The organism is Methylobacterium fujisawaense (genome assembly GCF_014138435.1).
Lineage (GTDB): Bacteria > Pseudomonadota > Alphaproteobacteria > Rhizobiales > Beijerinckiaceae > Methylobacterium > Methylobacterium fujisawaense.
Genome location: NZ_JACJIM010000005.1, coordinates 390,713 through 406,011 on the forward strand (window position 1 = coordinate 390,713; position 15,299 = coordinate 406,011).

At 69.1% G+C, this 15,299-nt stretch carries 12 protein-coding genes; 5 read left to right on the plus strand and 7 right to left on the minus strand.

Annotated features, from left to right (window positions below; genetic code table 11):
- Positions 1-195: 195 nt before the first annotated feature.
- Positions 196-354 carry a hypothetical protein gene (locus GGQ91_RS17665; RefSeq protein ID WP_182592533.1) on the plus strand — a complete coding sequence of 53 codons (159 nt, stop codon included), beginning with the start codon at positions 196-198 and terminating at the stop codon, positions 352-354.
- Here GGQ91_RS17665 and rnhA read toward each other — a convergent pair.
- The 5 genes from rnhA to GGQ91_RS17690 form a co-directional block, all read right to left on the minus strand.
- Positions 351-1,013 (minus strand): ribonuclease HI, encoded by a 663-nt coding sequence (rnhA, locus tag GGQ91_RS17670; protein ID WP_182592534.1) that lies wholly within the window; start codon positions 1,011-1,013, stop codon positions 351-353. The two genes, GGQ91_RS17665 and rnhA, sit on opposite strands and share 4 nt — an antisense overlap.
- 669 nt (positions 1,014-1,682) lie before the next feature.
- Positions 1,683-2,483, minus strand: coding sequence for a MetQ/NlpA family ABC transporter substrate-binding protein (locus tag GGQ91_RS17675; RefSeq protein ID WP_343066811.1), 801 nt, complete (start codon positions 2,481-2,483; stop codon positions 1,683-1,685).
- A 176-nt stretch (positions 2,484-2,659) separates the two neighbouring features.
- On the minus strand, positions 2,660-3,997 hold the full coding sequence (locus GGQ91_RS17680; RefSeq protein WP_182592535.1) for an LLM class flavin-dependent oxidoreductase: 1,338 nt from the start codon (positions 3,995-3,997) through the stop codon (positions 2,660-2,662).
- A 14-nt stretch (positions 3,998-4,011) separates the two neighbouring features.
- A complete protein-coding gene (locus GGQ91_RS17685) occupies positions 4,012-5,055 on the minus strand; it encodes an LLM class flavin-dependent oxidoreductase (protein ID WP_075381588.1) in 1,044 nt (347 codons plus the stop codon).
- A 4-nt stretch (positions 5,056-5,059) separates the two neighbouring features.
- A complete protein-coding gene (locus tag GGQ91_RS17690) occupies positions 5,060-6,049 on the minus strand; it encodes an ABC transporter substrate-binding protein (protein WP_182592536.1) in 990 nt (329 codons plus the stop codon).
- 405 nt (positions 6,050-6,454) lie between these two features.
- Between GGQ91_RS17690 and GGQ91_RS17695 the strand changes: the two genes are divergently transcribed.
- From GGQ91_RS17695 to GGQ91_RS17705, 3 genes are read left to right on the plus strand one after another with little or no spacing between them, the layout of a single operon-like run.
- Positions 6,455-7,675 (plus strand): acyl-CoA dehydrogenase family protein, encoded by a 1,221-nt coding sequence (locus GGQ91_RS17695; protein WP_182592537.1) that lies wholly within the window; start codon positions 6,455-6,457, stop codon positions 7,673-7,675.
- Positions 7,676-7,688: 13 nt separating this feature from the next.
- Positions 7,689-9,053 (plus strand): LLM class flavin-dependent oxidoreductase, encoded by a 1,365-nt coding sequence (locus GGQ91_RS17700; protein WP_182592538.1) that lies wholly within the window; start codon positions 7,689-7,691, stop codon positions 9,051-9,053.
- Positions 9,054-9,097: 44 nt separating this feature from the next.
- Positions 9,098-9,292 carry a hypothetical protein gene (locus GGQ91_RS17705; RefSeq protein ID WP_139239460.1) on the plus strand — a complete coding sequence of 65 codons (195 nt, stop codon included), beginning with the start codon at positions 9,098-9,100 and terminating at the stop codon, positions 9,290-9,292.
- 348 nt (positions 9,293-9,640) lie between these two features.
- Here the strand turns inward: GGQ91_RS17705 and fghA are convergent, their stop codons facing one another.
- Together fghA and GGQ91_RS17715 are read right to left on the minus strand one after the other, a co-directional pair.
- Positions 9,641-10,474 carry an S-formylglutathione hydrolase gene (gene fghA / locus GGQ91_RS17710; RefSeq protein ID WP_043382092.1) on the minus strand — a complete coding sequence of 278 codons (834 nt, stop codon included), beginning with the start codon at positions 10,472-10,474 and terminating at the stop codon, positions 9,641-9,643.
- A gap of 134 nt (positions 10,475-10,608) precedes the next feature.
- On the minus strand, positions 10,609-11,745 hold the full coding sequence (locus GGQ91_RS17715) for an S-(hydroxymethyl)glutathione dehydrogenase/class III alcohol dehydrogenase (RefSeq protein ID WP_043382090.1): 1,137 nt from the start codon (positions 11,743-11,745) through the stop codon (positions 10,609-10,611).
- Positions 11,746-12,496: 751 nt separating this feature from the next.
- Here GGQ91_RS17715 and GGQ91_RS17720 point away from each other — a divergent pair.
- Complete coding sequence (locus tag GGQ91_RS17720) at positions 12,497-15,151, plus strand: MHYT domain-containing protein (protein WP_182592539.1); 2,655 nt, start codon at positions 12,497-12,499, stop codon at positions 15,149-15,151.
- Positions 15,152-15,299 lie beyond the last annotated feature (148 nt).

The window sequence follows — 15,299 nt, forward strand, 5'->3', positions numbered from 1 at the left end:
GATTGAAGTCGAAAAAGTCGGCCGGTCGGTGGAGTAACCGTCAGCTGGCCGCCTCGATAGGCGCGCGGAGACCGCCGACCTTGCGGGCGGGCCGATTGCCGAGGACGACCGGGTCACCGCGCTTGAGCGCGCGGGGCGGCGAACAGCAGACGCTCCGTCTCGACGGCCGCCTGCACGCCGTAGCCGACCATCCCCGTGCCCCTGCGAGTCGAGGTCAAGCTTCGGCAGCGTCGCGGGATGAATGTCGCGCAGGCCCGTCGCAGCCGGCGTCATGTCGGCGAGACCCAGGACCGCGCGATCGCGCTCATCCGCGGACACATCCACGAGGCGAATTGGATCGGCCTCGGCCACTAGGCCCGGCTCGATCGCAGGCGTGCGACCTCGCGAGGCCCGATCTCAAGGTAGAAGCGGATCGCATCGTCGACCAGAGCGTCGGGCGTGACGCCCGCAGCCTTTGCGGCGCGCGTGATCTGGAGACCCAGCGCGAGATCGACGCGCAGGTCCGCACCCTGGCTGGGCGAAGCCGATGCGGGGGTCGGGGCAGGTATGGGCGCAGCATGGGTCCGCGATTCGAGTTTGCCGAGCTTCGCTTCGCGGCGGCCTCGGTGGACGAGAGCGTCGGCGCGCTCATTGAGACGGTCGCCGGCATGCCCCCGGACCCAGGTCCATTTCACGTCGCGCGCCGCGTTCAGTTCGTCGAGGCGCTTCATGAGGTCGACGTTCTTCACGTCACCCGTCGTCGTGCGCCAGCCTTTCGCCTTCCACCCGCGCATCCACTCGGTCACGGATTTGACGACGTACTGGCTGTCGCACCGCATCTCGATCGCGGCTCCGGCCGGGAAATGCTCGAGACCCTTGATCGCGGCCGTCAGCTCCATGCGGTTGTTGGTCGTCGTACCGGGTTCTCCGCCGCACAGCTCGACCGTGCCGTCCGGGGCCGCAACGACGACCCCCCAACCACCTGGCCCGGGGTTAGGGTCGCAACCGCCATCGGCATAAACGATCGTTCGCATCGTGGCGTCAGCCCTTCCGTTTGGTGTGGTCGATGGGAGGCCGCCATCCATGCCCGAACTCGGCTGACGGACGGTATACCCACCCCAGGCCGGTCCCGCTGGAGAGCTGCGAGCCGGGCAGCACACCTGTCGCCCCGGCCACGCCGCAGGCCGGGCCTGCGTGGCGCCCGTCAGCACGATCGCGGGGCTCGCAAATCTGCTGCTCCTCACGGAGCGGCCACCCTGCAGCGCTTAGATCAAAACCCAATGGGTTGGGCAATGCGAGGAGCCGCCTGCGACCCGAGCACGTCCTTGCGAACGACGCGCACCGTATCGAATGCGGTCGCTCCGAGAGCCCTCCGCCCATCGGAGTCGATCGGTGGGCGCGGAGACGTCGGCGTCGTGGTCACCGGCATGCAGGACGGCTCTGCTTACCGAAGACGTCGCGGTCCACGGGGCGACCGCGCCGGTCCCCCGATGGGTCTCCGACGGACGCCGCGACCTGCGATGCGAAGTCGCGATAGGAGCGGCTTTCCGATCAGACGCTGCTGCCGGGCGGCGACGATGAGGCCGAACTTCTGGTAGCCGAACCGGAATTCCCTGGGCGCATTCTGGGCGGGGACGCCGGCCCCGAGGCAGAGGCCGGACTGCGCCCGCACCGAACCTCCGTCGTCCCGCAACCGTGGTCGGTCATGAATTCCGGACGGGGATCACGGAGCCGCGGTAGCGGCTGCGGATGAACGCCGCGACTTCGGCCGAGGTCAGCAGCGTTGCGAGACGCTGGATGCGGGGATCCTTCGCCAAACCCTCGGTCGTGACGAGGACGTTCGCATACGGATTGCCCTCGGCGCGTTCGAGGGCCAGCGCGTCCCGTGCGGGCTCCAGCCCCGCTTCCAGCGCGTAATTGCCGTTGATCACTGCGATCGCCACGTCATCGAGGGAGCGCGGCAATTGCGGAGGCGCGATCTCGACGAAACGGAAGTTCTTCGGATTCTCGAGGACGTCGTCCAAGGTCGCGTTCACGCCCGCGTCCTTCGCCCGCAGACGGATCAGGCCGTTGGCCTGAAGCAGCGACAAGCCTCGGCTGGTGTTGGACACGCTGTTCGACAGGGCGACGGTCCCGCCGGCCGGCACGTCCGCGACCGACTCGGCCCGGCGGCTGTACAATCCCAGCGGCTCGATATGCACCGCCGCGACGACGGCGAAGCGCACCCCCATCGCGGCTTCCTCCGAACGGAGGAAGGGCACGTGCTGGAAGAAATTGGCGTCGGCGTCGCCGTCACGCAGCAGGGCGTTCGGGCGGAGATCGCCCGAGATCTCGATGGTCTTGAGCGGCAGGTCGGGGGCGAGCTTGTCGGCGACGAATTCGAGGATCTCCGCATGCGGTACGGACGAGGCCACGACACGCAGGGGAGCCGTCGCGGCGCGCGCCGGCGCCATGCTCAGGGCCAGCGCGCCAGACAGGAAAAGACGACGGGAGTATTGGGGCACGGCGCACGCTTCTCGAAGAAAATTCTTGAACGATAATGCTTATATTCTTATCGCTCTGCGCTCCGTGGCATCAAGAGTATCGACTGTCGAACTTTCGCATGTTGGTAGGTCTTGCTTCTCGTGTCGTCGGGAAGATCGAGAGCGGAATTCTCTCAGCCTGATGCTGCTGCACTTGATCATGCCGAAGCCGCGGCGTCCGTGGCGGCGAAGCGGCTCGCCGGCCGTGGCAGGCCGAGATGGTCGCGCAGGGTCGCGCCGGTATAGTCGCGGCGGAACAGGCCGCGCCGTTGGAGGATCGGGACGACCGCGTCCACGAAAGTCTCCAGACCATCCGGCAGCACGTCAGGCATCAGATTGAAGCCGTCCGCCGCGCCCGCGCGGAACCAGGCCTCGATGTCGTCGGCGATCGCCTCCGGCGTGCCCACGACGATGCGGTGGCCAACGCCGCCGCCCAGCGCCCGCAGGAGTTGGCGGACCGTCAGCCGGTCCCGGCGCGCGAGGGCGAGCGTGCCGAGGAACATCGTGTGGTTGGCGTCGGGCGGCAGGGGGAGCGGTTCCGGCAGGGGCTTGTCGAGCTCGAGCCGTGACGGGTCGAGGCGCAACGTCCCGGCGAGACGGGCGAGACTGTATTCCACCGGCACGAGGTCCCAGAGTTCGTCCTGGCGGCGGCGTGCCTCGGCCTCCGTCGCGCCGATCACCGTGGCGAGGCCCGGCAGGATAACGAGCGCGTCCGGTCGGCGTCCGTATCGCGCGGCCCGCGCCCGCAGGTCCCGGGCGTAGGCGGTGCCGTCCTCGATGGTCTGCGCCAGGGAGAACACCGCGTCCGCGGTGGCGGCGGCGAGTTCACGCCCGTCTTCCGATCCGCCGGCCTGAAAGGTCACCGGGCGCCCCTGCGCGCTCCGTGGCACCGTCAGCGGCCCGGCAACGGCGTAATGCGCGCCGCGGTGCTCGACGGCATGGACCTTCGCCGTGTCGATGAACCGGCCGCTCGCCTTGTCGCCGATGAATGCATCGTCCTCCCAGCTGTCCCACAGAGCGTGGACGAGATCGGTGAATTCCCGCGCCCGGGCGTAGCGTGCCCCGTGCTCCGAAGCGCCGGCGAAGCCGAAATTGCGGCCGGCGGCGGCATCGGCCGTCGTCACCACGTTCCAGCCCGCCCGGCCCCGGCTGACGAGGTCCAGGCTTGCGAAGCGACGGGCAAGGTTGAACGGCTCGTTGTAGGTGGTCGAGGCGGTGGCCACGAGGCCGACATGGCGCGTCGCGGTGGCCAGCGCGGCGAGCAAGACGGTCGGCTCCAGGGCGTTGAAGGGCCGGTGGTCGATCCGGTCGTTGATGGCGGGCGTGTCCGCCAGGAAGACCGCGTCGAGCTTGCCCCGCTCCGCGACGCGGGCGACGCGCACGAAGTGGTCGAGGTCGAGGAAGGCATCCGGCTGGCTCTGCGGCAGCCGCCACGCGGAGGGGTAGACGCCCGCATGCAGCACATTGACGTTGAGGTGCAATTGACGGCCGCTCATCGACTCTCTCCGGATCAGCGGACGCGCGGCAGGATCTGTTCGGCGAAGCGGCGCATTTCGGCCTCGAAGGGCTGGAACTGCAGCATGAACAGGTCGATGCCGGCAGCGTGGAAGTCGCGGAGACGGCGGGCCACAGTCTCGTAGCTGCCCACCAGCCCGGCGGCGGTGCCGCCATTGGTGCCGACATGCCGGGAGGCGGCCGCATCGGTCTTGGCGAACATGACGCTCGCGGCATCGGTGCGGGCCCGGGTGTCGGCGCGCAGGGCCGCGTCGCGCTGGGCGAGGTCGAGGAGACGGTCCTGCTCGGCCTGCGCCTCCGCATCGGTCTCGCGGGCGATCACGAAGGCCGAGAGGCCGTAGCGCAGGGGGCCATTGGGGGCAGGGCGGCGGGCGACGTCTTCGATCAGCGCCGCGACCTCAGCGAGCGGCTGGCCGTTGATGAACCAGACATCGGCATGGTCGGCGGCGAGCGCCCGGGCGGGCTCGGATTCGCCGCCGAGATAGATCCTCGGCCGCGCCCGGAAGGTCCCGGCCGGGCGGAGCTGGTACTCCTCCACTTGGAAGTGCTGGCCCTGGAGGGTCACGCGCTCGCCGCGCATCAGCCGGTCCACGAGGCCGATCCACTCGCGGCCGTAGGCGTAGCGCTCGTCATGGGCCGGGAAGGGCAGCCCGGCTCGCTCGAACTCGGCCTTGTTCCAGGCATTCACGAGGTTCAGGGCGAAGCGGCCGCCGCTGATATGCTCGATCTGCAGCGCCATCTTGGCGAGCACCACGGGGTGGTAAAGCCCGGGCTTGATCGCCGCGATGATCTCGATGCGCCGGGTCAGGGCCGCCAGCGCCGCCGCTCCTGTCCAGGCCTCCAGCTGATCGCGCTGCGGATCGTAGGGGTTCATCGTGTGCTGCGCGACCAGCACCGCGTCGAAGCCCAGCGCCTCCGCCTCCAGCACCAGGGCCCGGTTGCGCTCCCAGCTGGCATCGTCCGGCTCGTCGGGATCATGGTGGGCGGCGCGGGAGCCGTGGACGGCGGCCCAGATGCCGAACCGGGGTGAACCCGTCATGGCGTCAGCCCCGGCCGGGAGGAATCGCGAAGATCGGCACGGCGGTGGCGTCGATCCGGCGGGGGATGAGTTTCGCCTCGTAGAACACGTCGGCGATGGCCTGCTGCTCGCCGAGCTGCGCCCGCTCCACCGGCTCGACGGCATAGGTGCGGCGGCTGTTGGCGGCGGCCACGACGGCGGGTGGCAGGTCGCCCCAGATCGGAGCCAGCAGCGCCACGGCCTCCACCGGGTTCGCCTTCATCCACGCTCCGGCCTCGGCGAGCGCGCGGTAGACGGTCGCCACCACCTCCGGCTGCGCGGCGGCGAAGCTATCGTTGACGAGGTAGTACCGGTGATAGCTCGTGAGCCCGCTGCCGTCGGCGATGACCCGCACAGGGCGCTTCGCCGCCGCGAAGGCCAGGAACGGATCCCAGATCGACCATGCATCGAGGCGGCCCTGCTCGAAGGCCACGGCCCCTTCCGGCGCCTGAAGATAGGCGGGCGTGATATCGCCGAGCGTGAGGCCGTCGCGCTTCAGCGCGGCGGCGAGCACGTAATGGCTGCCCGAGCCGCGCGAGACGCCGACCGTCTTGCCCTTCAGATCGGCGATGGTGCGGATCGGCGACTCGTCCGGCACGATGATCGCCTCGGCCGAAGGCGCCCCCCGCTCCCGGGCGTAGAAGGTGAGGGGCGCCTTGGCCGATTGGGTGAAGATCGGCACCGCATCGGCCACGTCGGCATGGATATCGACCGCGCCGGCATTCATCGGCTCGATCACGCTGGTGAACAGGTGCCAGGTCGGCGTGAAGCCCAGCGGAGCGAGCCGCTCGGCCAGCGTGCCCTTCACCTTGAGCACGGTGAACAGCACCGACGAGCGCTGCATGCTGATCTTCACCTCGCGCGGCGCCGCGTGCACGGCAGGGGCACCGAGCGCGACGGCGGCCGCGCCGCCGAGTCCGGTGCGCAGGAGCGAGCGGCGGGAGGGCGCGATCCGCCAGAGGGTCTCGTCGGTCATCGAAGGCTCACAACGCGGCAGGGAAAGAAGAGGCCGGCCCCGTATTGAAAGACGCCCGGGGGCGCCGGATCAATGAAACGTGTTTTCGATTTGCCGTTGCAGCATGGCAGACCGTTCCTCGACGGGCGCTCGGAAAAGTATTCTTTCACTGTCGACGCCCGACAGTTCGGAATCCGGCGCCGACAGTCGATATTTGTCGGATCATCCACGAATCATGGACCCGAAGAGGCAGCCTTTTCTCTCTGGGACGTTGAAGAAAATGAAAATCTCCGAAGCGTCTTTCTTGCAAGACTGAGTTTCCAAAAACAGATAATGCCAGATCATTCGGCTTGAGATCCGGGAACAACTCACCGATTCCAGGGGCATCGCTGTCGGGCCGTCGGCCGGAATCGGGAAGTCGTGTTCATGTCTCAGACGGAAGCGGGCTGGGGTGCGGGGCCGAGCGGGCGCTACGAGGAACTCGCGGACCGGTTTCGGCCGGTCTTTGCCGAGATCCGCGCCACGGCGGTCGAGCGGGATCGGTCCCGCCGACTGCCCCATGCCGAGATCGGTTGGCTGCGGGAGGCCAACTTCACCACGCTGCGCCTCGCGCCGTCCGAGGGCGGCCATGGCGCCAGCCTGTCGGAACTGTTCGCTCTGCTGATCGAGCTGTCGAGCGCCGATTCCAACGTCACCAATGCGCTGCGGGCGCATTTCGGCTTCACCGAGGATGCGCTCTGCTCGTCCTCGCCCGAATGGCGCGCGGCCTGGATCGGCCGGATCGGCGCGGGCGAGACGATCGGCAGCGGCGTCTCGGAGACGGGCCCCGCCAAGGTCGGCGCATTCGACACGGTGGTGCGCCGGCGTGACGGTGCCCGCGTGGTCGACGGCCGGAAGTTCTACACGACCGGCTCGCTGTTCGCGGACTACATCCACCTCTCGGCGGATGACGAGGCGGGCAGCCCGGTGACGGCGGCGGTGCCAGTGCGCGCGCCGGGGGTGACCATCGTCGACGATTGGGACGGGTTCGGGCAGTCGCTCACAGCCAGCGGCACCGCGACCTTCGAAGGCGTGGTGCTCGCCCCCGACCTGATCAAGCCTGATCCGGCCCGTTTCCCCTATGCGATGGCGTTCTTCCAGCTGGTTCATCTCGCGACGCTCGCCGGGATCGGCCGGGCGGCGGCGGACGACGTGGCACGGCTCGTGGCCGAGCGGACCCGCGTCTACAGCCACGGCAATGCCGGGCGGACGGCTGACGACCCGCAGATCCAGGCGGTGGTGGGGCGCGTGCGTGCCAACGCCTACGCGGCGGGCGCGATCGTCCTGAAGGTCGCGGAGGCCCTCCAGAGGGTCCACGACGCGCACCGGGCCGGATCGCCGGACGTGGAGCGTCAGGCGACGCTCGCCGATGTCGAGGTCAACCAAGCGGTCAGCGTGGTGACCGACCTGATCTTGAGTGCGACGACGAGCCTGTTCGACGCGCTGGGCGCCTCGGCGGTGAAGGTCGGGAACGGGCTCGACCGTTACTGGCGCAACGCCCGCACCATCGCCTCCCACAACCCGCGGATCTACCGGGACCGCTCCGTCGGCGCCTTCGCGATTTCCGGGGAGGCGCCGCCCCGGCAATACCGGGTCGGCTCGGCGTGAGGGGGCGACGGGCATGGCACGCCGCGACCGCATGCGCCTGGGCGCGTTCCTGTATCCCGGCGGCCACCACGTCGCCGCGTGGCGGCATCCGTCGTCCCAGGCCGATGCCGGGATCAACGCCGCCCATTACCGGCAGATCGCCCGGATCGCGGAGGCCGCGAAGTTCGATCTGCTCTTCCTCGCGGACGGCGTCAGCATTCGCGGGGACGATCTTGACGCCCTGAGCCGCACGGCGATCCGCTATGTCGGCCAGTTCGAGCCCCTGACGCTGCTGTCCCACCTGTCGGCGGTCACCGAGCGCATCGGGCTCGTGGCGACCGCCTCCACGACCTACAACGAGCCGTTCCATGTCGCGCGGAAGTTTGCCTCGCTCGATCACCTGAGCGGCGGCCGGGCGGGCTGGAACCTCGTCACCTCCGCCGATCCGCGCGAGGCCTGGAACTTCAGCCGCGAGAGCCATCTCGCCCACGCCAACCGCTACGCCCGAGCGGAGGAATTCGTGGACGTCGTCCGCGGCCTCTGGGATTCCTACGCGGACGACGCCTTCGTGCGCGACCGCGAGACCGGGCGCTTCTTCGATCCGGACAAGCTCGGCCTGCTCGCGCACGCGGGCGCGCATTTCTCGGTGAGGGGGCCGCTCAACGTCCCCCGGCCGCCGCAGGGGCATCCCGTGGTGGTTCAGGCCGGCTCTTCGGAGGCGGGCAAAGCCCTCGCCGCCCGCACCGCCGAAGTGATCTTCACCGCCCAGCAGACCCTGGAGGACGCGGTGGATTTCTACGGCGACGTGAAGCATCGGATGGCACGCCACGGCCGCAACCCCGACCACCTCAAGATCATGCCGGGCGCCTTCCCCGTCGTGGGCCGGACGTCGGCCGAGGCGCAGGACAAATTCGCGTCCCTGCAGGAGCTGATTCATCCGGTGGTCGGCCGCGCGCTCTTGCAGCAGCTCATCGGCGCCGATCTCTCGGCCTACCCGGACGATGCCCTCGTGCCGGATCTTCCGGAGACCGACGGCGGCAAGAGCCGTCAGGATCTCTTCCTCCGTCTCGCCCGCCGCGAAGGGCTGACGATCCGCGCATTGTACCTGCGGGCCGCCAGCGCCCGTGGACATTGGACGATCGTCGGCACGCCGGCGCAGATCGCGGACGCCCTGCAGGAGCGCTTCGAGGCTTATGGCGCGGATGGCTTCAACATCATGCCGCCGACCCTGCCCGGAGGCCTCGACGATTTCGTTTCCCTGGTGATCCCCGAACTGCGCCGAAGGGGCCTGTTCCGGGAGGCATACGAGGGGACGACCCTGCGGGAGAATCTCGGCCTGCCGCGTCCCGCCGACCGGTTCTCCACGCCGCACGCCGCGTCCGACCGGGGAGCGGCATGACTGTGCCCCGGCCGCAAGCGCCTTCGACTTCGGATCGCACGGCCATGACCGACGACGACACGGATATCCCCGCCCGGCGGCGCTTTCTGGAAGGCGGTGTCGCCGCCGTTGCCGGTTTGGTGGCCGGACACCCGATTGATCAGGGCGACCGTTGGGTTCGCAACGACGAGGTCCCGAGATGTCCCGGCGCGCCGCCGGGATCCTGTCCTGACAGACGTCGCGCCAGTCGGTCGGCCTGATTCCGGTCCGGGACGTGAAGCGGATCGATCTCGCCCCGGAACCGTGCCGGCTTCGGGGGACGTTTCTGCCCCTCGCCGTTCAGCCGAATGGAGCGCAAACCCGGATGCGCGGTGTTGGGGGCTTCGGAGATCCGGCGTGCGTTGGTCTGGCCGGAAGTCAAACGTCCGCCTTGCAGAGGGCGCGCTGCACAAGCGGACGAGCTCCAACCGATCCATGTCGGGCATGCGGAAAACCGCCTGGGCTTCCCGAAAGCGGGGGGATCGAGCCTCCGCGGGCGCCCAGGACGGCGTCTTCCACCCGAGGTCGGGAAGCATCGCTTCCCGACTGCGCCGAGGGTGCTGACAAACTTACTTCAGGCGCGCGGCAGCCCAGGCGATGTGGTCGGCCATGAAGGTCGAGATGAAGAAGTAGGAGTGGTCGTAGCCCTCGCGCATGTTCAGCGTCAGCGCGATGCCGGCCTTCTTGCAGGCCTCCTCAAGCAGCCAGGGGCGCAGACCGTCCTGAAGGAAGCTGTCGGCGGTGCCCTGATCCACCAGGATCTCGGGGAAGCGCTTGCCGTCCTCGATCAGCGCGGTGGCGTCGTGGGCGCGCCAGGCGGCCGGGTCGGACCCGAGGTACTTCTCGAAGGCAGGCTTCGACCAGCCGGCCGTGGACGGCTGTGCGATCGGCGCGAATGCGGAGCAGGACTTGAAGCGTTCCGGGTAGGTCAGCGCGATGGTGAGCGCCCCGTGGCCGCCCATGGAATGGCCGAAGATGCCCTGGCGCGACAGATCGGCGGGGAATTCCTGCGCGATCAGGGCCGGCAACTCCTCAGTCACGTAGCTCCACATCTTGTAGTTCTTCGCATAGGGCGCCTCGGTGGCGTCCAGATAGAAACCGGCACCGGAGCCGAACTGCCAGTTGCCCTCTTCGTCCGGGATCCCGGGGCCGCGCGGGCTGGTATCCGGAGCCACGACGATCACACCATGATCGGCTGCCGCCTTGCGATACTCACCCTTGTCCATGACGTTGGCGTGCGTGCAGGTCAGCCCGGACAGGTACCACAGCACCGGGACTGGTCCCTTCTCGGCCTGGGGCGGCACGAACACCGCGAAGGTCATCGGGCATCCGGTGGTCTGCGCGTCGTGCTTGTAGACGCCCTGCGTGCCGCCGTGGGCGCGGGCCTTCGAGACGGTTTCCATCAGCTGTGATCTCCTGCTCGGGCGCCGAGAGCCCCGCTCGGGGGCCGGATCGCGGGCACCGGGGCTCCGGGAATGCGGGGGCGTGCGTGGGGCTCCCCGACCTCGCAGGCGGGGGAGCCCCGGATCTGTCTTCCTTAGTAGACGACCACGGAGCGGATCGACTTGCCCTCGTGCATGAGGTCGAAGCCGTGGTTGATCTCCTCCAGCGGCATGGTGTGGGTGATCAGATCGTCGATGTTGATCTTACCCTCCATGTACCAGTCGACGATCTTCGGCACGTCCGTGCGTCCGCGCGCGCCGCCGAACGCCGAACCCTTCCAGACGCGGCCGGTGACGAGCTGGAACGGACGGGTCGAGATCTCGCGGCCGGCTTCCGCCACGCCGATGACGATCGACTCGCCCCAGCCGCGATGGCAGCACTCGAGGGCCTGGCGCATCACGTGGACGTTGCCGGTGCAGTCGAAGGAGAAATCGGCGCCGCCGCCGGTGAGATCGACGATGGCCTGAACCACCTTGTCGGTGCCGACCTCGTTCGGATTGATGAAGTCGGTCATGCCGAATTTGCGGGCCATGGCCTGCTTCTCCGGGTTGATGTCGACGCCGATGATCTTGTCGGCACCGACCATCCGGGCGGCCTGGAGCACGTTGAGGCCGATACCGCCGAGACCGAACACCACCACGTTGGCGCCGGGCCAGACCTTGGCGGTGTAGATCACTGCGCCAATTCCGGTGGTCACGCCGCAGCCGATGTAGCAGATCTTGTCGAAGGGGGCGTCTTCGCGGATCTTGGCCAGCGCGATGGCGGGCAGGACCGTGAAGTTCGAGAAGGTCGAGCAGCCCATGTAGTGGAACACGGTGCTCGAACCGCCCGGGCTGCCGCCGGTGGAGACGCAGGAGAAGCGGCTCGTGCCGTCCGGCATCACGCCCTGGCCCTGGGTCGCCCGGATCGCGGTGCACAGGTTGGTGCGCTGGGACAGGCAGGACTTACAGTTGCGGCATTCCGGCGTGTAGAGCGGGATGACATGGTCGCCGGGCTTCAGCGTGGTGACGCCGGCGCCGACCTCGCGGACGATGCCCGCGCCCTCATGACCGAGGATCGCCGGGAACTTGCCCTCGGAATCGAGGCCCGACAGCGTGTAGGCGTCGGTGTGGCAGATCCCGGTGGCCATCAGCTCGACGAGAACCTCGCCGGCCTTGGGCCCCTCGATGTCGATGGTCTCGATCGTGAGAGGCTTCTTGGCCTCCCACGCGACAGCCGCGCGCGTCTTCATCACAAGTTCCTATTGTCTGGACGATCACGGACGGCGCCGAACTGCCGACTCTTCGGTGCGCCTCGCTCATGGGCGGCGCACCGAACGGTCCGGAAATCTGGTGCGTGTGTGATGCTTCTGGCGCTCGGATGCAACGTCTGCGTCCGCATTTTGACCCTGGCGTCCCGGTTCCGGCAGATCCGGGGAATGGGTCCCATCCGCATCCTGCATGGCGCGCGCCGACTGCGACGGTTGCACCAAGTCCGACGCCGACGGGACCAGACGGCTTGGCCGAAATCGACCCGTGGCTGTCCCCGACTCCGCTCGGCCATGCCCACGGTGCTGACGGGATCCGGACGCGCGCTGATCGGCGATCCTGCCCTGGGACGATATGGGCACGACCGTCGCCCGGAGTCGCACGCGTCACGCGCCGCGTGAATCTCCTGTCCGCGTCGGTGCATGAGCGGTGCCCGTCACGGTCCGCCAGCGTGGGCGGGCCCAGCTACATGCCTGAGCCGCTGTCCGCAGCGTGATCGAAAGCCACGTGAGCCGACCCCGATCTCTCATCCACGGAATGAGATTCGGGCTGGCGGGAGGCCTGAGCCGACCTCTTCACCGCGGTCGTCGCGCGACAATGCCACGCTATCGGCGTCCCGCGCGGGCGGATACCGAAGCCAAACGCATCGGTGAGTGGACACGCTCCGTCGCCGCCCGCAGATTCGTCCGCCCTCCCGAGCGCCCGACGCCCGACCTCTCCCTGATCGATCCTCGTATGATCCATACCGGCTACAGCCCGGCCCTTGTGGCGCTCTCCATCGTGATCGCGGTGTTCGCATCCTATGCGGCGCTCGACCTCGGAGCGCGCATCCGCCAGCCCGATTCCGGTCCGCGCTGGGCCTGGGCCGCAGCCGCCGCGTGCGCCATGGGCGGTGGCATCTGGGCCATGCATTTCGTCGGGATGCTTGCCTTCGAGATGGGCATGCCGGCGCGGTACGACCTCGGCACGACCGTCCTGTCGCTGTTGATCGCTGTGGGCAGCACGGCCGCGGCCTTTGCCTGGGTGGCGCGGGAAGGCATCGCCACCGCGCCGCTGCTCGTCGCGGGCTCGGCGATGGGCCTCGGCGTGGCGGCCATGCACTATACCGGCATGGCCGCGATGCGGGTCCCGGGGAACCTGGCCTACGACCCGCGCATCGTCGCCGTGTCGGTCGCCATCGCCGTCACCGCATCGACCGCCGCCCTGTGGCTCACCTTCCGGCGCAACCGCCCCTGGCAGAGGCTCATGGCCGCCGGCGTCATGGGGCTGGCGGTCGCCGGCATGCACTACACCGGCATGGCCGCCGCGACCTTCACAGCCGAGGAGGCGGGTGCTCACCCGGCCCACGCGGCCGTCCTGTCCACCGGCCAGCAGGATCTCGCCCTGGCGGTGGCCGGTATCACCTTCGTCGTCCTGTTCCTGGCGATGATGGCGGGTTCGTTCGACCAGCGGCGCACCCAGCGGCGCCTACACGTCAGCGAAGCGCGCTTCCGCTCCGCGGTCCGGGCCGTCGATGGCGTGATGTGGACGACGAACGCTGCCGGCGACTTCATCGAGGAGCAGCCGGGCTGGGAGCAGATCACGGGCCATACCTTCGCTGAGTATCGCGGTCGCGGCTGGGCGAAAGCGATCCACCCGGAGGATTTCCCCGAGACGAACCGGATCTGGCAGGAGGCGTCCCGGACGGGCGGCGCCTACGCCGTGGAACACCGCGTCCGCGCATCGGATGGCAGCTGGCGGCACTACGCGGTGCGCGCCGTGCCCGTGCGGGATGCGGACGGGGCGATCCGCGAATGGGTCGGCGTCCACGCGGATGTCAGCGCCCGTCACGCCCACGAGGCCGCCTTGCGGGATGCCCGGGATGCGGCCGAGGCCGCCAACCGCGCCAAGAGCGCGTTCCTCGCCAACATGAGCCACGAGCTGCGCACGCCGCTCTCGGCGGTCATCGGCTACGCCGAGATGCTTCAGGAGGAGGCGGAGGATCTCGGGCAGGACACGTTCCAGGCCGATCTCGGAAAGATCCGCTCGAACGCCCAGCACCTTCTCGGGCTGATCAACGACGTCCTCGACCTCTCGAAGGTCGAGGCCGAGAAGATGGACGTCCTGGCCGAGGACGTCGCCGTCGAGGCCTTCGTGCGAGACGCCGCCGCGACCGTCGAGGGTCTCGTGGCCAAGAAGGGCAACCGCCTCGTCCTCGACCTTGCTCCGGACCTCGGCCATGCACAGACCGACGCGGTGAAACTGCGCCAGTGCCTGTTCAATCTGCTCGGCAACGCCGCCAAGTTCACCGAGGGCGGGACCGTGACGTTGCGGGTCCGGCGCGAGCCCGGACCCCATGGTGGCCGGCTGACCTTCGCCGTATCGGATACCGGCATCGGCATGACGCCCGAGCAGCTCGCCGGGCTGTTCCAGAGGTTCGTGCAGGCCGACGAATCGACGACGCGCAAGTACGGCGGCACGGGACTGGGCTTGGCCCTGACCAAGGCCTTCGCCAATCTGATGGGCGGCGACGTCTCCGCGGACAGCGCCGAAGGTCGGGGCACGACCTTCACCCTCACACTGCCGGCGACCATGCCCGGGCCCGAGATCGCGGATGGGCATCCTCCGGCCCTTCACGGGGGCACGGCGGACGGCACGCGCGGTCTGGTTCTGGTCGTCGACGACGAGTCCAGCCAGCGCGAGCTGATGATCCGCTTCCTGGCCCGCCAGGGCTTTGCGGCCCAGGCTGCGGTCGACGGACGGTCGGGTCTCGAACTCGCACGCCAGTTGCAGCCCGTCGCGGTGCTGCTCGACGTGATGATGCCGGAGATGGACGGCTGGGCCGTGCTGGCCGCGCTGAAGCGCGACGACGCCACCCGCGACATCCCGGTGATCATGGTCAGCTTCGTGGCCGATGCCGCACTCGGGGCCGCGCTCGGGGCGGCCGGTTCGCTTCCGAAGCCGGTGGACTGGAGCCGCCTGAAGGGGGTGCTCGACCGGATCGGCGCCGGCGCGGGCGACGTGCTGGTGGTGGATGACGACGCCGAGATGCGGCGCCGGCTCCGCACCGTGCTGGGGCGCCAGGGGTTCGCGGTTCGGGAGGCCGGCGACGGGGCCGAGGCCCTGGCCAGCGTGCGCGCGGCGCGCCCGGGGCTCGTGCTCCTCGACCTGACCATGCCGGTGATGGACGGCTTCGCATTCTTGCGTGCCCTGCGGGCAATGCCGGGCGGCGACGAAGTTCCGGTGGTCGTCCTGAGCGCCCGCGACGTCTCGGAGGAAGAGCGTCATGATCTGTCCGCCGCCGACCGGATCTTGCGCAAGGGTGACGCCAGCTTGCAGGACGTTGCCGCGGAAGTCGGCCGGCTCGGCCGACTGAACCCGTCCATCCCGGTGCGTGCGACAGACGGCTGATCGACAGGCCGCGCGTCCATCCCTCGACAACCGGCGTCGCCCGGGTGCCGTTCGCACGCACCGTCTTGGGGCACCGCTGGCCGTCTTACCGGGAATCCGAACGCCGGCAGCCCTGTGCCGATATGCGGGAACGGCGGATCTCCACAGA